At 70.0% G+C, this 16874-nt stretch carries 17 protein-coding genes and 1 tRNA gene; 12 read left to right on the top strand and 6 right to left on the bottom strand.

The annotated features are described in order from the left end of the window. Positions 1–134 precede the first annotated feature (134 nt). From ACBY01_RS08190 to ACBY01_RS08180, 3 genes are read left to right on the top strand one after another with little or no spacing between them, the layout of a single operon-like run. Positions 135–659, top strand: coding sequence for a 2Fe-2S iron-sulfur cluster-binding protein (locus ACBY01_RS08190; RefSeq protein ID WP_416460310.1), 525 nt, complete (start codon positions 135–137; stop codon positions 657–659). Then, positions 656–1645: an FAD binding domain-containing protein gene (locus ACBY01_RS08185; protein WP_416460309.1), complete on the top strand. Its 990-nt coding sequence runs from the start codon at positions 656–658 to the stop codon at positions 1643–1645. Before ACBY01_RS08190 ends, ACBY01_RS08185 begins: the two co-directional genes overlap by 4 nt. Continuing rightward, positions 1642–3978 carry a xanthine dehydrogenase family protein molybdopterin-binding subunit gene (locus ACBY01_RS08180; protein ID WP_416460308.1) on the top strand — a complete coding sequence of 779 codons (2337 nt, stop codon included), beginning with the start codon at positions 1642–1644 and terminating at the stop codon, positions 3976–3978. Before ACBY01_RS08185 ends, ACBY01_RS08180 begins: the two co-directional genes overlap by 4 nt. Positions 3979–4046: 68 nt before the next feature. On the opposite strand, the gene ACBY01_RS08175 is transcribed toward ACBY01_RS08180, so the two are convergent. Next, positions 4047–4121: transfer RNA gene (locus ACBY01_RS08175), tRNA-Thr, on the bottom strand. 89 nt (positions 4122–4210) lie between these two features. Between ACBY01_RS08175 and ACBY01_RS08170 the strand changes: the two genes are divergently transcribed. After that, a complete protein-coding gene (locus ACBY01_RS08170) occupies positions 4211–4354 on the top strand; it encodes a hypothetical protein (protein ID WP_416460307.1) in 144 nt (47 codons plus the stop codon). A gap of 169 nt (positions 4355–4523) precedes the next feature. Here the strand turns inward: ACBY01_RS08170 and ACBY01_RS08165 are convergent, their stop codons facing one another. Continuing rightward, entirely contained in the window at positions 4524–6320 is a 1797-nt protein-coding gene (locus ACBY01_RS08165; RefSeq protein ID WP_416460306.1) for an aminopeptidase P family protein, read from the bottom strand. A 299-nt stretch (positions 6321–6619) separates the two neighbouring features. Between ACBY01_RS08165 and ACBY01_RS08160 the strand changes: the two genes are divergently transcribed. After that, positions 6620–7093 carry a septal ring lytic transglycosylase RlpA family protein gene (locus tag ACBY01_RS08160; RefSeq protein WP_416460331.1) on the top strand — a complete coding sequence of 158 codons (474 nt, stop codon included), beginning with the start codon at positions 6620–6622 and terminating at the stop codon, positions 7091–7093. A 27-nt stretch (positions 7094–7120) separates the two neighbouring features. On the opposite strand, the gene ACBY01_RS08155 is transcribed toward ACBY01_RS08160, so the two are convergent. Beyond that, positions 7121–7750 carry an HAD family hydrolase gene (locus ACBY01_RS08155; RefSeq protein ID WP_416460305.1) on the bottom strand — a complete coding sequence of 210 codons (630 nt, stop codon included), beginning with the start codon at positions 7748–7750 and terminating at the stop codon, positions 7121–7123. A 21-nt stretch (positions 7751–7771) separates the two neighbouring features. Then, positions 7772–7897, bottom strand: coding sequence for a type B 50S ribosomal protein L36 (ykgO, locus tag ACBY01_RS08150; protein ID WP_055755695.1), 126 nt, complete (start codon positions 7895–7897; stop codon positions 7772–7774). Between the two features lie 160 nt (positions 7898–8057). Here ykgO and ACBY01_RS08145 point away from each other — a divergent pair, with 160 nt between their 5' ends. From ACBY01_RS08145 to ACBY01_RS08120, 6 genes are all read left to right on the top strand, one after another. Then, positions 8058–8672, top strand: a complete 615-nt coding sequence (locus tag ACBY01_RS08145; RefSeq protein WP_416460304.1) for a DUF4136 domain-containing protein — start codon at positions 8058–8060, stop codon at positions 8670–8672. Further along, positions 8669–9790: a M14 family metallopeptidase gene (locus ACBY01_RS08140; RefSeq protein WP_416460303.1), complete on the top strand. Its 1122-nt coding sequence runs from the start codon at positions 8669–8671 to the stop codon at positions 9788–9790. The genes ACBY01_RS08145 and ACBY01_RS08140 overlap by 4 nt, the downstream gene beginning before the upstream one ends. 36 nt (positions 9791–9826) lie before the next feature. Then, the gene (gpmA, locus tag ACBY01_RS08135; protein ID WP_416460302.1) at positions 9827–10513 is read left to right on the top strand and encodes a 2,3-diphosphoglycerate-dependent phosphoglycerate mutase; all 687 of its coding nucleotides are present in this window, start codon (positions 9827–9829) and stop codon (positions 10511–10513) included. Positions 10514–10782: 269 nt separating this feature from the next. Continuing rightward, positions 10783–11268 (top strand): 5-(carboxyamino)imidazole ribonucleotide mutase, encoded by a 486-nt coding sequence (gene purE, locus ACBY01_RS08130; protein WP_416460301.1) that lies wholly within the window; start codon positions 10783–10785, stop codon positions 11266–11268. Next, on the top strand, positions 11265–12332 hold the full coding sequence (locus ACBY01_RS08125) for a 5-(carboxyamino)imidazole ribonucleotide synthase (protein WP_416460300.1): 1068 nt from the start codon (positions 11265–11267) through the stop codon (positions 12330–12332). Before purE ends, ACBY01_RS08125 begins: the two co-directional genes overlap by 4 nt. A 249-nt stretch (positions 12333–12581) precedes the next feature. Next, on the top strand, positions 12582–12710 hold the full coding sequence (locus ACBY01_RS08120; RefSeq protein WP_416460299.1) for a hypothetical protein: 129 nt from the start codon (positions 12582–12584) through the stop codon (positions 12708–12710). 42 nt (positions 12711–12752) lie between these two features. Here ACBY01_RS08120 and ACBY01_RS08115 read toward each other — a convergent pair whose 3' ends face one another. Both ACBY01_RS08115 and pyk read right to left on the bottom strand, forming a co-directional pair. Beyond that, on the bottom strand, positions 12753–14807 hold the full coding sequence (locus ACBY01_RS08115; RefSeq protein ID WP_416460298.1) for a S9 family peptidase: 2055 nt from the start codon (positions 14805–14807) through the stop codon (positions 12753–12755). Positions 14808–14885: 78 nt separating this feature from the next. Further along, entirely contained in the window at positions 14886–16361 is a 1476-nt protein-coding gene (gene pyk, locus ACBY01_RS08110; RefSeq protein ID WP_416460297.1) for a pyruvate kinase, read from the bottom strand. Between the two features lie 70 nt (positions 16362–16431). Between pyk and ACBY01_RS08105 the strand changes: the two genes are divergently transcribed. After that, positions 16432–16812, top strand: a complete 381-nt coding sequence (locus ACBY01_RS08105) for a DUF1244 domain-containing protein (protein ID WP_416460296.1) — start codon at positions 16432–16434, stop codon at positions 16810–16812. Positions 16813–16874 lie beyond the last annotated feature (62 nt).

Genomic DNA, 16874 nt, shown 5'->3' with positions numbered 1-16874 from the left:
CGCCGGAACGTGGCTTTCGGACGGGTAACCGCGCGGCCGCCGGAACGCGGGCCCGTCCGGAGCGTCTCACGTCTGTTCCGTGGACGAAACGGCGGCCGGCCGCCGACGTCCGCGCTTCTGTCAGGAGGCGATCCATGCATTTCACCATCAACGGGCAGGCGGTCGACGCCGAGTTCGATCCGCGCACCTCGCTGCTCGACCTGCTGCGCGACCATCTCGGCCTCACCGGCTCCAAGAAGGGCTGCAACCAGGGCGCGTGCGGCGCCTGCACCGTGCTGGTCGACGGCGAGCGGATCAATTCCTGCCTCGCGCTGGCGGTCCAGTACGAGGGCCGGTCGATCACCACCGTCGAGGGGCTCGCCTCCGAGGAGGGGCTGCACCCGCTGCAGCAGGCGTTCGTGCTCCACGACGGATTTCAGTGCGGCTATTGCACGCCGGGCCAGCTCTGTTCGGCGGTGGCGATGGCGGACGAGGTCGCGCGTGGCGTGCCGAGCCTCGTGACCGCCGACCTCGCCGCAGAGGCGATCGCGCTCGACGGCGACGAGCTGCGCGAGCGGATGAGCGGCAACCTGTGCCGCTGCGGCGCCTATAACGGCATCGTCGCGGCGATCGCGGAGACCTTCGGCGAACGGCCCGAACGGATGGAGGCAGCGGCATGACCCCGTTCCGCTATGCGCGCGCCGGCGACGTGCCGGACGCGCTCCGCATCGCCGGCACCGTCCCACAGGCCAAGTATCTCGGCGGCGGCACCAACCTGGTCGACCTGATGCGCGAAACGATCGAACGGCCCCAGGCGCTGGTCGACGTGACGGGCCTGTCGCGCACGATCGAGCCGCGCGCCGACGGCGGGCTCCGCATCGGCGCCGCGGCGACCAACACCGCGGTCGCCGCCGACCGCACCGTACGCACCCGCTATCCGCTGCTCGCTCGTGCGATCCTCGCCGGGGCGAGCGGGCAGATCCGCAACATGGCCACCGTCGGCGGCAACATCCTCCAGCGCACCCGCTGCACCTATTTCTACGACGACGCCGCGCGCTGCAACAAGCGCACCCCCGATGCCGGATGCGATGCGATCGACGGGTTCAACCGCATCCACGCGATCCTGGGCGCGTCGCCCGCCTGCATCGCGACGCACCCGTCCGACATGTGCGTCGCGCTCGCCGCGCTCGATGCCGAGGTGCATCTGGCCGGGCCGGAGGGCGAGCGCGTCGTGCCGCTGGTCGAGCTGCACCGGCTGCCCGGCGGCCATCCCGAGATCGAGACCGAGCTTCGCCCCGACGAGCTGATCGTCGCGGTCGAGCTGCCGCCGCTGCCGTTCGCGACCCGCTCGACCTATCGCAAGGTGCGCGACCGCGCGAGCTACGCCTTCGCGCTGGTGTCGGTCGCGGCCGCGCTCGACCTCGCGCCCGACGGCACGATCCGCGACGTCCGGCTCGCGCTGGGCGGGGTCGCGCACAAGCCGTGGCGCGCGTGGCAGGCCGAGGCGGCGCTCAAGGGACAGCCGGCGACCGAGGCGAGCTTCGCCGCCGCCGCCGACCGCGAGCTCGCCGAGGCGACGGGGCTGCGCGACAACGGCTTCAAGATCGAACTGGCCCGAAGGACGATCGTCGCCGTCCTGGCCGACCTCGCGGGAGACGCCGCATGAGCAACATCGTGGAGACCGCCAAGCAGGCGGTGCAGGGCGCCATGCAGGGCGTGATGCAGAAGGCGGTCGCAATCGCGCCCGACAGCTGGATGCCGGGCGGCCGGCCCGACCCGCTGATCCGCCAGCAGCATGGCCACGTCGGCCGGCCCGTCTCGCGCGTCGACGGTCCGCGCAAGGTCCGCGGCGAGGCGACCTTCGCCGCGGAAGTGCCGCTGGAGAACATGGCCTATGCCGCGGTGGCGTTCAGCACCGTCGCCAAGGGGCGGATCGCCGCGCTCGACACCCGCGCTGCCGAGGCGGCGCCCGGGGTGGTGCTGGTGATGACCTATCGCAACGCGCCGCGCATGCAGCCGATGCCGCTGTTCCTGTCGGGCGCCAAGGCGGGCGGCGGCAGCAACCTGCCGGTGATGCAGGACGACCGCATCCACTGGAACGGGCAGCCGATCGCGGTGGTGCTCGCCGAGACGCAGGAACAGGCCGATCATGCCAAGTCGCTGATCGAGGTCGCCTATGCGGCCGAGCCCGCGCTCGTCGACTATGCCGAGGCGAAGGCGCGCGGCACCGAGACCGGCATGTTCATGGGGCAGCCGCTCAAGCAGGAGATCGGCGACGCCGATGCCGCGCTCGCCGCCGCGCCGGTCAAGGTCGACGCCGTCTATCGGACGCCGCGCCACAACCACAATGCGATCGAGCTGCACGCGGCGACGGTCCAGTGGGACGGCGACTCGCTGATCGTCCACGACGCCAGCCAGGCGGTCGACCACACCGCCTGGTCGCTGGCCAAGATGTTCGGGATCGAGGAAGCGCAGGTTCACGTGACCTCGCCCTTCGTCGGCGGCGGCTTCGGCGGCAAATGCCTGTGGGAGCATCAGGTGCTCGCCGCCGCGGCGGCGAAGCTCGTCGGGCGGCCGGTGCGAATCGTCCTGTCGCGGGAGGGCGTGTACCGGCTGGTCGGCGGGCGTACCCTCACCGAGCAGCGCTTCGCGATCGGGGCGGAGGCGGACGGTCGCTTCACCGCGCTGATCCATGCGGGCACGACTGCGATGACCCCGCACAACGCCATGCCCGAGCCGTTCATCCTGCCGACCATGTCGGCCTATGCCGCCGACGCGATCAAGCTCGACGTCGAGGTGGTCCGCCTCGATATGCTCGCCAACACCTTCATGCGTGCGCCGGGCGAATCGGTCGGCACCTTCGCGCTCGAATGCGCGGTCGACGAGATCGCCGAGAAGCTGGAGATGGACCCGATCGAGCTGCGCATCCGCAACGAGCCCGACAAGGACCCGACGCAGGGGCTGCCCTTCTCCTCGCGCCACATCGTCGAGGCGTGGCGGACGGGGGCCGAGCGCTTCGGCTGGAGCCGCCGCGTGTCCCGCCCGCGCGCCCGGCGCGAGGGCGAATGGTGGGTCGGGATGGGCTGCGCCACGGCGACCTATCCCTATCACCGCATGCCGGGCGGCGCGGCGCGGATCACGCTGACCCGCGACGGCCACGCCCGCGTCGACGTCGCCGCGCACGAAATGGGCATGGGCACCGCCACCGCCCATACCCAGGTCACCGCCGAGCGGCTGGGGCTCGAGCTTGACCAGGTTACCGTCGCCTACGGCGATTCGATGCTGCCGGGTACGATCCTCGCCGGCGGGTCGCAGCAGACCGCCTCGATCGGCATTTCGGTGCTCGCGGCGCAGCAGGCGCTGTTCGCCGAGCTGCTCAAGCTCGCCGGCAACGATTCGCCGCTCGCCGGGCTCAAGCCGGAAGAGGTGGTCGGACGCGACGGCGGACTGGCCAAGCTCGACGACCCGAGCCGGCACGAACGCTACGACTCGATCCTCGCACGGGCCCGGCGCGACGAGGTCTCGGCGGAGGCAAGTGCGCCGCCGCCGCTGGAGACGATGCACTGGTCGATGCACTCGCACGGCGCGATGTTCTGCGAGCTGCGCGTCAACGCGGTGACCGGCGAGGTGCGGATCGACCGCTTCCTCGGCTCGTTCGACTGCGGCCGCATCCTCAACCCCAAGACCGCGGCCAGCCAGTTCCGCGGCGGCATCATCATGGGGATCGGCATGGCGCTGATGGAGGAGACCCAGTTCGACGAGCGCTCGGGCCGGATCATGAACCCCAGCCTGGCCGAATATCACCTGCCGGTGCATGCCGACGTGCCGGAGATCGACGTGATGTGGACCGACATTCCCGATCCCCACGCACCGATGGGCGCGCGCGGCATCGGCGAGATCGGCATCACCGGCACGGGTGCCGCCATCGCCAACGCGATCTACAATGCGACGGGCAAGCGCATCCGCGACCTGCCGATCACGCTCGACAAGCTGTTGTGACGACCGCCGCCGGGGCGCGGCACGGCCGCGTCCCCGGTGGGGAGGTCATCGGTTCTGCGGGGAGAAAATGGTGCTGCCGGTGAGGATTGAACTCACGACCTCAGCCTTACCAAGGATGCGCTCTACCACTGAGCTACGGCAGCACTCACCGGCGGTTGCCAGCGGAGGGGCGCCTATGTCCGGGGCGCCGATGATTGTCAACCCGGCCTCGTGCGGTTTATCGCCGGACGCGATGAACGATCCCGACAGACAGGCCCGGCTGGCGCAGGCGCTGCGCGACAATCTGCGACGCCGCAAGGCGCGCGCGCGGGGAGAAGGCGCGCAACCGGCGCCGCCCGCAAGCCCACCGGAGTCGGAAAAGCCGACCGGCGACTGACCTGCCGTCATCCTGACGGAAGTCAGGATCCATTGCCGCAACGCTCGCGGCGGCACGCCTCCGGTCCACGAGGCGTCCAGCCTTGTAGCCCGGCGCGCAAGCCTCATGCCCGTAGTGCCAATGGATCCCGACTTCCGTCGGGATGACGAGAGGGGGGAACGGGACGCGTTCAGTCGATCGGCGCGCACTTCTCCGCCAGCCAGGCGCGGGTGTCGGCGTCGAGCAGCTGGCCGGCGCGGCGCAGCGTCTCGGCATGATAGGCGTCGAGCCAGGCGCGCTCCGGCTCGGTGAGCAGCGCGGGGTCGATCAGCCGGCGCTCGATCGGCACGAAGCTGGTGGTCTCGAACGCGAGCATCGTCGCCTCGGCGTGGGGAAACGCCCGCTCGACCACCAGCATCAGATTCTCGATGCGGATGCCGTATTCGCCCGCCTTGTAATAGCCGGGTTCGTTGGAGAGCAGCATGCCGGCGCGCAGCGGCTCCAGCGGGCCGCCGCCGGGGTAGGTCGGCTGGGCGAGGCGCTGCGGCCCCTCGTGCACCGACAGATAGGCGCCGATGCCGTGGCCGGTGCCGTGGGCGAAATCGAGCCCGACCTCCCACAGCGGCCGCCGGGCGAAGGCGTCGATCTGCGCGCCCGTCGTGCCGTCGGGGAAGATCGCGGTGGCGACGGCGATGTGGCCCTTCAGCACGCGGGTGAAGCGGTCGCGCATTTCGGCCGTGGGCTCGCCGACCGGCATCACCCGGGTGATGTCGGTGGTGCCGTCGGCGTACTGGCCGCCCGAATCGATCAGGAACAGCTGGCCGGTCCGGATCGGCGCATTCGATTCGGGCGTCACCTTGTAGTGCGGGCTCGCGCCGTGGGCGCCGGTGGCGGAGATCGTCTCGAACGATTCGTCCTTGAGCACGCCGGTTTCGGCGCGGAAGTCGTGGAGCCGCGCCACCACGTCGAGTTCGGTGAGGCTGCCGCCCGGCGCGGTCTCCTCGAACCATTTGAGGAAGCGGACCAGTGCGGCGCCGTCGCGTGCCTGGGCGGCGGCATGGCCGGCGATTTCGGCCGGGTTCTTGATCGCCTTGGCCAGCACGACGGGATCGCGCACCGGCAGCAGCGTCGCGCCGCCCGCATCCAGCGCGTCGAAGATCGCCGCGACCGCACGCTCGGGATCGACCGCGACCCGCTTGCCGGCGAGCGCGCCGAGTGCGTCGGCGAACGCGGTCTTGTCGCGCACCGTCACCGCGTTGCCGAGCTGGCGATGGATGTCCTCGCCGACCTTGTCGGGCGCGACGAACAGCTCGGCCGTGCCGTCCGCCGCGACGAGCGCATAGGCGAGTGCGACGGGCGTGTGGGTGACGTCGGTGCCGCGCAGGTTGAACGCCCAGGCCACCGAATCGAGCGCGGAGAGCACCAGCGCGTCGGCACCGTGCGCGCGCAGCCAGTCGGCGATCTCGGCGCGCTTGTCGGCGGCGCTGCGGCCGGCGAGGTCGTCCGGCTGGACGGCAAGCGGCGCGTCCGACGGCTGAGGCCGGTCGATCCAGAGCGCGTCGATCGGGTTCGCCGCGACCGGCACCAGCGTGCCGCCGCGGGCGGCCAGCGCCGCGCTCGTCTCGGCGACCCAGCCGCGGGTGTGCACCCACGGGTCGTAGCCGATCCGCGCGTCCTGCGGCGCGTGGCCGGCGAGCCAGCCGGCGATGCTTTCCTGCGGTACCCGGCAGAAGCGCCAGTCGGAGGCATCGACCTGCTCGCGTACCTGCAGCGTGTAGCGGCCGTCGGTGAACATCGCCGCTTCGCCGGCCAGCACCACCGCGCTGCCGGCCGAGCCCTGGAAGCCGGTCAGCCACGCCAAGCGCTGGGCATAGCCGCCGACATATTCGCTCATATGCTCGTCGGTGAGCGGCACCACGAAGCCGTCGAGCCCCTGCTGCGCGAGGCGGGTGCGGAGGGCGGCGAGGCGATCGGAAGTGGGGGACATAGGCAATCCATCTGAGGTTCGGGGCCGCCCCGTCGATGCGGGCGGCAAGAGAGGCACGCGCCCGATCTGCCAGATTCGGGCGGCGGGCGACAGGGCCGCACCGGCGAGTCGCTTCGCCGCTTCGGGGTTTCCTTCGTCCGACCGGCTGGGGTAGCGCCCCTGGCATGGCCGATGCGATCCGTACCCCGTCCCCCGCACCATCGATCCGGAGGAGGGTGTTCCGCGGGGGGCTGTGGCTGGCGCTGCTCGTCCCGCTGCTCGCCGGCTGCGGCACCACCCGCTATCGCCCGGTCAGCGACCTGCCGGTCAAGATCGGCAAGCCCTATACGGTGCGCGGCACCCGCTACACGCCGGCGGAGGACCCGGGCTACGACGCGGTCGGCTATGCGAGCTGGTACGGCAACGAATCGGGCAACCAGACCGCCAACGGCGAGCGCTTTCGCCCCAAGGGGATCACCGCGGCGCACACGACTCTGCCGCTGCCGAGCTATGTCGAGGTGACCGCGCTCGACACCGGGCGCACCATCCTGCTGCGCGTCAACGACCGCGGGCCGTTCGCGCGCGGGCGCATCCTCGATCTCAGCCGCGGCGCCGCCGAGCAGCTCGGCATCCGCGCCCAGGGCTATGCCGCGGTGCGCGTGCGCCGTGTCGAGCCGCCCGAGCGGGACCGCGCCCGGCTGCGCGCCGGCAAGCCCGCGCCCGAACGGCCGCGCGCCTCGCCAACGGAACTCGCCAACCTGCGCGAGCGGCTGGCACTGGAGCGCGGACGCTAACGGCGACGCGCGCGTCGCCGTCCGGGGTCAGGCGGCGTCGAGCAGCCCCAGCCGGACCAGTTCGGCGCGGAATGCGGCCGCGTCGGTGAAGGGCACCGCGTGGAAGCCGGCGGCCTCAGCACCGGCGACGTTGGCGAGGTTGTCGTCGACGAACACCGCCTCGCCCGCGCCCAGCCCGAATCGGCGCAGCGCCAGCGCGTAGATCGCGGGATCGGGCTTCACCAGCTTCTCGTCGCCCGACACCACGACGTCGCGGAAGCGGTCGAACAGATGGGGCGCGGTCGCGCGGAACGGCGGCCAGAACTCGCCGGAGAAATTGGTGATCGCGTAGAGCGGCACGCCCGCCGAATCGAGTTCGGCGACGATCTCCGCCATGCCGGGCACGGGGCCGCCGATGCTCTCGTTGAAGCGCGGTCCCCAGGCGGCGATCAGCGCCGCATGCTCGGGGAAGCGCGCCACCAGCTCGGCCGACGTTTCGGCGAACGGCCGGCCGGCGTCGTGCTGGAAGTGCCAGTCGTGGGTGACGACATCGCGCAGAAACGCCTCGAGCGCCTGATCGTCGTCGATCAGGCGCTCGTAGAGGAACCGGGGGTCCCAGTGATAGAGGACATTGCCGACGTCGAAGACGACGGCCTTGACCGGGCCCGGTACCGACATCGCGCTACCGAACCGGCAAGATCAGCCCTGGCGCGCCTTGAAACGGCGATTCGTCTTGTTGATGACGTAGATACGGCCGCGACGGCGGATCACGCGGTTGTCCCGGTGACGATCCTTGAGCGACTTCAGGGAGTTGACGATCTTCATGACCGGGTTCGCTTCTCGAAATTTGGGCTGGAAAAATGAGGCGCCCGCCTAGAGGCTGCCGGGCCCCAAGTCAAGGATGGCGGCGGGGGAGCGGATGCGGCAAGTCGCGCGTTAGACACGACGACTCGCGGCGCCTTCGCGCCGCATAGGGAGCCACGGCATGAACAAGCTTGTACTGGCGCTCACCGCAGCCGCCGCCACCCTCACCGCCGGGTGCGCGACGACGCAGCGGGCCGCCCCGATCGACGTGACCCGTTTCCACCTGGGCTCCCCGGTCGAGCAGGGGAGCTTCACCGTGGAGCCGCTGCGCACCAATGCGACGATCAGCCCCGAATACCGCACCTATGCCGATGCGGTGTCGCGCGAAATGGGCCGGCTGGGCTTCACCCCCGTCACCTCGGTCGGCAGCGATTCGCGCTACATCGTCTCGGTCGCCTTCCTGCGCGCGCCGCGCGGCTATGTCGACAAGCCCGCGCCCTTCTCGATCGGGCTGGGCGCCGGCGGCGGCAGCTTCGGCCGGCGCTCGGGCGTCGGACTGGGCGGCGGGGTGACGCTGCCGATCGGCGGCGACCGCCAGCAGGCGGTGATCGGCTCCGAGCTGTCGGCACAGATCCGCCGCCGCGCCGACAATACGGTGGTGTGGGAAGGCCGCGCGATCACCGAATCGCTGGAGGGCCGGTCCGAGGGGCAGCCGGTCGCGGTGGCCGACAAGCTCGCCAATGCGCTGTTCCGGGGCTTTCCCGGCGAGTCCGGGATCACTACCACGGTGAAATGAGCATCACCGTCAACGCCGCGTTCGACAGCGGCAACATCCGCGTCACCGGCATCGAAGGCGACACGCTGGACCTGGAAATCGTCCGGGACCGCGATTCGGACTTCTACCAGTGGTTCCACTTCCGGGTCGCCGGCGCCAAGGGGCGCCGGCTGACCTTCCGCATCACCAACGCGGGCGGCTCGGCCTATCCGTTCGGCTGGCCCGGCTATCGCACGCGGATGAGCAGCGATCGCGAGGCTTGGCGGCAGGTCGCCGAGACGGACTATGCCGACGGCGTGCTGCGCTGGACCGCGGAGATCGACAGCGACATCGTCTGGTTCGCCTATTTCGCGCCCTATTCGATGGAGCGCCACGACGCGCTGATCGCCCGCATCGCCGCCGAGCCGGGCGTCACCGTGCGAGAGCTCGGCCAGACGCTCGACGGTCGCGCGATCGACTGCCTGAGCGTCGGCACCGGTCCCAAGCAGGTCTGGTTCTACGCTCGCCAGCACCCCGGCGAATCGATGACCGAATGGTTCATGGAAGGCGTGCTGGAGAAGCTGGTCGATCCGAGCGACGCCACCGCACAGGCGCTGCGCGAAAAGGCAACGCTGCACCTGGTGCCCAACATGAACCCGGACGGCTCCTTCCGCGGCCACCTGCGCACCAACGCCGCCGGCGTGAACCTCAACCGCGAATGGCACACGCCCACCGCGGAGCGCAGCCCCGAAGTGCTGTGCGTGCGCAACGCGATGGATGAGACCGGCGTCGTCTTCGCGATGGACGTCCACGGCGACGAGGCGATCCCCGCCAACTTCCTCGCCGGCTACGAGGGCATCCCCGCCTGGACCGACCCGCATGGCGAGAATTTCTACGAATATGGCCGGCGGCTGGCGGCGGCGACGCCCGATTTCCAGCTGGAGCTCGGCTATGTGAAGTCGGCGCCGGGCACCGCCAACCTGTCGATGTCGACCAACCAGCTCGCCGAGCGGTTCGGCGCGGTGTCGATGACGCTGGAAATGCCGTTCAAGGACCATGACGCGAATCCCGATCCGGAGTTCGGCTGGTCGCCCGAGCGCTCCAAGACGCTCGCCCATTCGTGTCTCGACACGCTTGCCGGGATGATCGACGCGCTCTGATCCCCCGCCTGCCTGTCCATTCTTCAAGGAGTTCCGATGTCCAGCCTCGTCCTCATTCGCCACGGCCAGTCCGCCTGGAACCTGGAAAACCGCTTCACCGGCTGGTGGGACGTCAACTTGACCGAGCAGGGCATCGCCGAGGCGACCGCCGCTGGCGAACTGCTGGCGGCCAAGGGCCTCGACTTCGACCAGTGCTTCACCAGCTTCCAGACGCGTGCGATCAAGACGCTCAACCTGGCGCTGGAGGCGATGGGCCGGCTGTGGCTACCGGTCGAGAAGGACTGGCGGCTGAACGAGCGCCACTATGGCGGACTCACCGGGCTCGACAAGGCGGAGACGGCGGCCAAGCACGGCGACGACCAGGTCAAGATCTGGCGCCGCAGCTTCGACATTCCGCCGCCCGCGGCTGAGACCGGCGGTGCGTACGACCTCACCAACGACCGCCGCTATGCCGGCATCGACGTGCCCGCGACCGAGAGCCTGAAGGACACGATCGCGCGCGTGCTGCCCTATTGGGAAGCGCGGATCGTCCCCGAGCTGAAGGCCGGCAAGCGCGTGCTGATCTCCGCCCACGGCAACTCGCTGCGCGCGCTGGTGAAGCACCTGTCGGGCATTTCGGACGACGACATCGCCGGGCTGGAAATCCCGACCGGCCAGCCGCTGGTCTACGAGCTGGACAAGGAGCTCAACGCTACCGACCGCTATTACCTGCGCGACCGGTAAGCAGCCCGCCTTCTTCTCCGTCATCCTGACGAAAGTCAGGATCCATTGCCGCAACGCTCGCGATTTCGGGCAAAGCGCGAATGGATGCTGACTTCCGTCAGCATGACGGGTGGGGAAACGTGCCGTCACTCCCCCAACCAGCACCACCCGTTCGTCTCGAGGTGGGATCGAGCGTGTCGAGAGCCCGTATCGAGAGGGGCAACCGCGAAGACCTTGCCCCTCGCTGCCCCGCTCTCTAGGAAACCCGCTTCCTCGCATACGGGACAGCGATGGCAGACCAACCTCTCGTCGGCATCATCATGGGCAGCACCTCCGATTGGGAGACGATGCGCCACGCAGCGGACGTGCTCGACGCGCTCGGCGTTCCCCACGAGACCAAGGTGGTGTCCGCGCACCGCACGCCGCGCCGGCTGGTAGACTATGCCGGGGGCGCGGCGGGACGGGGCCTGAAGGTCGTGATCGCCGGCGCGGGCGGTGCCGCCCATCTGCCGGGCATGGCCGCGTCGATGACCCGCCTGCCGGTGCTGGGCGTGCCGGTCGAGTCCAAGGCGCTGAAGGGCATGGATAGCCTGCTCTCGATCGTGCAGATGCCCGCCGGCATTCCGGTGGGGACGCTTGCGATCGGTCGCGCCGGTGCGGTCAACGCCGGGCTGATGGCGGCCGCGATCCTCGCCGTCTCCGACGCCGCGCTCGCCGACCGGCTCGACGCGTGGCGCGCGGCGCAGACCGACGGCGTGGCGACCGACCCGCAATGACGCTGGCACCCGGCGCCACCATCGGCATCATCGGATCGGGCCAGCTCGGCCGGATGATCGGCGTCGCCGCAGCCCAGCTCGGCTATCGCATCCACGTCTATGCACCCGACACCGGGCCCGCCAACGACGTGGCGGCGACGCACACCCGCGGCGCCTATGACGATGCCGAGGCGCTGGCGCGCTTCGGCGGAGAGGTCGACGTCGTCACCTACGAGTTCGAGAACATCGTCGCGGAGCCGATCGTCGCGCTGGAGCGGCAGGTGCCGGTGCACCCCTCGTCGCAGTCGCTGCGCATCGCGCAGGACCGCGTCGCCGAAAAGCGCTTCGTCGAGCAGCTGGGCGGCCGCCCGGCCCGCTGGATGGCGGTGGAAAGCCGCGCCGACCTCGACGCCGCGATCGCGGCGATCGGCTGCCCGGCGGTGCTCAAGACGACGCGCTTCGGCTACGACGGCAAGGGGCAGGCGCGGCTCGCGGGTCCCGAGGATGCCGACGCGGCGTGGGCGGCGATCGGCGAGGGGCCGGCCATCCTGGAGGCGTTCGTCGCCTTCACCCACGAATTCTCGATCCTCCTCGCGCGCGACGCCGACGGCCAGCAGGTGAGCTATCCGCCGGTGTGGAACGTCCACAAGGCGGGCATCCTCGACACCTCGACCGTGCCGGCTCCCGCGGAAGTGGCGGCGCACTGGACCGAAGCGGCGGCGCTCGCCGGTCGCGTCGCAGAGGCGCTCGGCCATGTCGGCGTGCTGACGCTGGAGTTCTTCTGCGGTCCCGACGGCCCGGTGTTCAACGAGATGGCGCCGCGCGTCCACAATTCGGGCCACTGGACGATTGAGGGCGCCGAGACCTCGCAGTTCGAGAATCACGTCCGCGCCATCTGCGGCCTGCCGCTGGGCCCGGTACGGATGACCGGCACCGAGGCGGTGATGACCAACCTGATCGGCGAGGACGCCGACGCCTGGCCCGAGCTGATGGCCGATCCGGGCGCGCACCTCCACCTCTACGGCAAGCGCGAAATCCGCGAGGGCCGCAAGATGGGCCATGTCACGCGGGTGGTGCGCGGCTGAGGCCGCATCCACTGCGAACGTCGTCATCCTGACGGAAGTCAGGATCCATTGCCGCACCGGCTAGAGGCGCACGCGCAGCGCGTCTGGATGCTGACCTTCGTCAGCATGACGAAGAGATTGGCGACCGTTCTTCTCGCATGCACGGAACGCAATCGCCGGCAAGTTCATTGCAGTTGCTGCAATCGTCGGTCGAGACCACATGTCGGGAGAACGATGCTGCACCGCAGCACAACATCCACGAGGTTTCCCATGTTCAGCCTGATCGCGCTGTATTTCGCCTATCGTAACCAGACCGTCGGCGCCCACATCGCGCCGATCGCCGCGGCCCCGGTCGCCAACGACGCGGTCCCGGCCGTCGCGCTCGCCAAGGCGGCCTGACGCACTCCCGACGGGCGGAGCCGCGGCTCCGCCCGCGAGGGCTCAGCCCTCGACCCCGAGCTGCCAGAGCACGAACGCCATTTCCTCGGCAGCTTCCTTCAGGCTCTCCCACCGACCCGACTTGCCGCCGTGCCCGGCACCCATGTTGGTCTTGAGCAGCAGCATGTTGCCGTCGGTCTTGGTGAAGCGCAGCTTCGCGGCCCATTTGGCCGGCTCCCAATAGGTCACCCGCGGGTCGTTCAGGCCGCCCGAGATGAAGATCGGCGGATAGCCCTGCGCGCGGACGTTGTCGTAGGGGCTGTAGGAGCGGATCAGCTCGAACGCCGCCTGGTCCTCGATCGGATTGCCCCATTCCGGCCATTCGCCCGGGGTCAGCGGCAACGTCTCGTCGAGCATCGTGTTGAGCACGTCGACGAACGGCACGCTCGCGACCACCGCACCCCATAGCGCGGGGTCCGAGTTCACCACCGCACCCATCAGCTCGCCGCCGGCCGATCCGCCGGCGATGGCGATGCCGCCCTCGTGCGTGAAGCCGTGGTCGATCAGCCCCTTCGCCACGTCGACGAAGTCGTTGAACGTGTTGGTGCGCTTTTCGAGCTTGCCGTCGAGATACCATTGCTGGCCGAGGTCGTCCCCGCCGCGGATGTGCGCAATCGCGAACGCGACTCCACGATCGAGGAACGACATGCGGCTGGTCGAGAAGCCCGGCGGCACCGCATAGCCATAGGCGCCATAGGCATAGAGGTAGAGCTTGCCCGTGCCGTCGCGCGGGAAGCCGTTGGGATAGACCACCGACACCGGCACTTGCGTCCCGTCGCGGGCGACGATCTTGAGCCGCTCGGTCGCATATTTCGCCGCGTCGTAGCCGCTCGGGATGGTCTGAACCTTGAGCACGCGCTGCTCGGCGGTGGCGACGTCGTACTCGATGACCGTGCCCGGCGTGACCATCGATTCGTAGCCGAGCCGCAGCGTCGTGACGGCATATTCGGGATTGTCGCCCAGCCCGACGACATAGCTCGCCTCCGGAAAGGCGATCGCCGTTCCGTCGCCGCCCTCGTAGCGGTGGAGGAAGATCTGATCGAGCCCGTCCTCGCGCCCCTCGACCACGAAGAAGTCGGCGAAGGTGGTGACGCCGGTCATGTAGAAGTGATCGGACGGCGCGATCCGCTCGGTCCACTCGGACGGACGCTTCAGCGGCGCGGTCACCAGCCGGAAGTTGGGATCGGTGTCGTTGGTGTGGATGAATAACGTGCCGTCATGCTCCTCCACGTCATATTCGACGTGCGGCTGGCGCGCGCGCACCAGGATCGGCTCGGCGGTCGGATCGTCGGCGGGGACCAGCCGCACCTCGCTGGTGACGTGATCGCCGGCCGAGATCACCAGGAAGCGGCGCGACTGGGTCTCGCCCACCGACACGCGCCAGCCCTCGTCGGCCTCGTGATAGAGTTCGACGTCCTGGTCGATCGGCGTGCCAAGGCGATGCAGCCGGGCATTGTCGGTGCGCCACTGCTCGTTGGCGAGGCCGTAGAGGAAGCCGGACGAGTCGGCGACCCACACCAGCTCGGACAGGGTGCCGGGGATGACGTCGTCGAACAGCGCGCCGGTGGTCAGGTCCTTGACCCGCGCCTCGAACCGCTCCGACCCGTTGTCGTCGATCGCATACGCCAGGTAGCGGCCGTCGGGGCTGATCGACAGCGCCCCCAGCCGGAAATACTCCTTGCCCGCGGCGAGCGCCGGCTCGTCGAGGATCAGCTCGTCCGCGCCGCCGCCGACGGGCTTGCGCCACCAGCGGCGGTATTCGCCGCCGGTCTCGTAGTCGGACCAGTAGAGCCACTCGCCGTCCTTCTGGGGGACGGTGGCCTCGTCCTCCTTGATCCGCCCGCGCATCTCCTCGAACAGCCGGTCGACCAGCGGCCGGTGCGGCGCCATGACGTTCTCGAAATAGGTGTTTTCCGCCGCCAGATAGGCGAGCACGTCGGGGTCGGTGACCTCGGGATAGCCGGCGTCGCGCAGCCAGGCCCAGGGGTCCTCGACAGTGATGCCGTGGCGTTCGAACTGGTGGGGGCGCTGCTCTGCGATGGGGGGCACATGGTTCATGCCCGCCCATGTGGGCCGGGACGCCCGGGAAGTCGAGGGGAGCTCGCGCGCAGGGGCGTCCCGGCCCGGCCGGCGGCGTCAGGCCGCCGGCTGGGTCTTCGGCGTGTAGTTGTTGAGCTCGTCGCCCAGGATCCGCACGACGTGCAGCACGTTGGTCGAGCCCGGCGTCCCGAACGGCACGCCCGCGCACACCACCACCCGATCGCCGGCGCCCGCCATCTGGTGACGCAGCATCATCCGCTTGGCCTTGGCGATCATCTCCTCGAACGAGCCGACGTCGCGGGTGTGGACGGCATGCACGCCCCACAGCAGCCCCAGCCGACGCGCGGTGTCGAGGGTGGGGGTGAGCACCATGATCGGCACGCCCGGACGCTCGCGCGCGATGCGGCGCGCGGTCGATCCGGAGGTGGTGAAGCACAGGATCGCCTTGGCATCGACCGTGCGGGCGATGTTCTTGGCGGCTTCGGCCAGCGCGTCGGCGGTGGTCGGGTCCGGACGCGTGATGGTGAAGTGGACGCGGTCGCCGTGGCCGGGGTCGCGCTCCACCGAATGGGCGATCGCGTCCATCATCGCGACCGACTCGGCCGGCCACTGACCCGCCGCGCTCTCGGCCGAGAGCATGATTGCATCGGCGCCGTCGTAGACCGCGGTCGCGACGTCCGACACCTCCGCGCGCGTCGGCGAGGGCGAGGTGATCATCGATTCGAGCATCTGCGTCGCCACCACTACCGGGCGGCCGAGGCGGCGGGCGGTCTCGACGATTCGCTTCTGGAGCGGCGGCACCGACTGCGGCGGCAGTTCGACGCCCAGGTCGCCGCGCGCGACCATCACGCCGTCGCACTGCTCGACGATCTCTTCCAGCCGCACCACGGCGGAGGGCTTCTCGATCTTGGCGAGCAGCGCCGCGCGGCCCTGGATCAGCCGGCGGGCGTCCGCCAGATCCTCGGGTCGCTGCACGAACGACAGCGCGATCCAGTCGACGCCAGCGTCGACCGCGAAGTGCAGGTCGCTGATGTCCTTGGGCGTCAGCGCCGCCATCGGCAGCACCACGTCGGGGACGTTCAGCCCCTTGTTGTTCGACAGCGCGCCGCCGACCTCGACGCGGGTGACGATGCGGTCCTCGTCATGCTCCACCACGCGCAGCACCAGCTTGCCGTCGTCCAGCAGCAGGCGCGCGTCGGGGGTGATCGCGGCGAAGATCTCCTTGTGGGGAAGCTCCACGCGGGTCGCGTCGCCCGGCTCGGCGGAGCGGTCGAGCACGAACTGGCTGCCCGTCTCGAGCAGTACCTTGCCCTCGGCGAAGCGGCCGACGCGCAGCTTCGGCCCCTGCAGATCGGCCAGGATCGTGCTGGGGCGGTTGTACGTCTTTTCCAGCGCGCGGATCGCCTCGATCACCGGCAGCTTCGACGGCTGGTCGCCGTGGCTCATGTTGATGCGGAACGCATCCGCTCCGGCCTCGAACAGCCGGGCGATCATCTCGGGCGAGCTGCTCGCCGGACCCAGTGTCGCGAGCACGCGTACCTTGCGCGAGCGGGGCGTGAAGGCCTTTGTCATCCTCGATCCTTGGTTTGCGAGCGTCCGGCTCTACCTGTTCTTTGGACCGGATCAACCTTTGGAGGAGTTAATGACAGACATTAATCATATAGATGACAAGATCGCGGCAGCCGCCTTTCGTCGGCTGGTCCGCCACCTGCGCCACCGCTCGGATGCGCAGAACATCGACCTGATGGGGCTGGCGGGCTTCTGCCGCAACTGCCTGTCCGACTGGCTGGAAGAGGCGAGCGTCCGCACCGGCATGCCGCTGGACAAGGAGGCCGCGCGCGCGGCGATCTACGGCATGCCCTATGCCGAGTGGAAAGCGAACCACCAGCCGCCCGCCACCGAGGCGCAGCTCGCCCGCATGCAGGAGAGCCTGGCGCGCAACCCGACCGACGCCGAGCTCGACGCGGCGCTGGCCGAGAGCTTCCCGGCAAGCGATCCGCCGGCGATGACCGAGCCGCGCTGACGGCCGCACCCCGCTGCGTCCCGCGCCGATCGCCCACGCACCGGTTGAGCGGCGGCGGGGGA

It is taken from the genome of Sphingomonas mangrovi, assembly GCF_047975845.1.
In the GTDB taxonomy this organism is placed as follows: domain Bacteria; phylum Pseudomonadota; class Alphaproteobacteria; order Sphingomonadales; family Sphingomonadaceae; genus Sphingomonas.
The sequence above is the reverse complement of the archived record's forward strand: the minus strand, read 5'-3'. Positions and strand labels throughout refer to the sequence as shown.

Coding starts and splice junctions, on each gene's coding strand:
- ACBY01_RS08145 (WP_416460304.1), top strand. CDS start 8,058: ATGAACAAGCTTGTACTGGCGCTCACCGCAGCCGCCGCCACCCTCACC.
- ACBY01_RS08125 (WP_416460300.1), top strand. CDS start 11,265: ATGACGCTGGCACCCGGCGCCACCATCGGCATCATCGGATCGGGCCAG.
- pyk (WP_416460297.1), bottom strand. CDS start 16,361: ATGACAAAGGCCTTCACGCCCCGCTCGCGCAAGGTACGCGTGCTCGCG.
- ACBY01_RS08190 (WP_416460310.1), top strand. CDS start 135: ATGCATTTCACCATCAACGGGCAGGCGGTCGACGCCGAGTTCGATCCG.
- ACBY01_RS08180 (WP_416460308.1), top strand. CDS start 1,642: ATGAGCAACATCGTGGAGACCGCCAAGCAGGCGGTGCAGGGCGCCATG.
- ACBY01_RS08165 (WP_416460306.1), bottom strand. CDS start 6,320: ATGTCCCCCACTTCCGATCGCCTCGCCGCCCTCCGCACCCGCCTCGCG.
- purE (WP_416460301.1), top strand. CDS start 10,783: ATGGCAGACCAACCTCTCGTCGGCATCATCATGGGCAGCACCTCCGAT.
- ACBY01_RS08115 (WP_416460298.1), bottom strand. CDS start 14,807: ATGAACCATGTGCCCCCCATCGCAGAGCAGCGCCCCCACCAGTTCGAA.
- ACBY01_RS08105 (WP_416460296.1), top strand. CDS start 16,432: ATGACAGACATTAATCATATAGATGACAAGATCGCGGCAGCCGCCTTT.
- ACBY01_RS08120 (WP_416460299.1), top strand. CDS start 12,582: ATGTTCAGCCTGATCGCGCTGTATTTCGCCTATCGTAACCAGACCGTC.
- ykgO (WP_055755695.1), bottom strand. CDS start 7,897: ATGAAGATCGTCAACTCCCTGAAGTCGCTCAAGGATCGTCACCGGGAC.
- gpmA (WP_416460302.1), top strand. CDS start 9,827: ATGTCCAGCCTCGTCCTCATTCGCCACGGCCAGTCCGCCTGGAACCTG.
- ACBY01_RS08140 (WP_416460303.1), top strand. CDS start 8,669: ATGAGCATCACCGTCAACGCCGCGTTCGACAGCGGCAACATCCGCGTC.
- ACBY01_RS08170 (WP_416460307.1), top strand. CDS start 4,211: ATGAACGATCCCGACAGACAGGCCCGGCTGGCGCAGGCGCTGCGCGAC.
- ACBY01_RS08155 (WP_416460305.1), bottom strand. CDS start 7,750: ATGTCGGTACCGGGCCCGGTCAAGGCCGTCGTCTTCGACGTCGGCAAT.
- ACBY01_RS08185 (WP_416460309.1), top strand. CDS start 656: ATGACCCCGTTCCGCTATGCGCGCGCCGGCGACGTGCCGGACGCGCTC.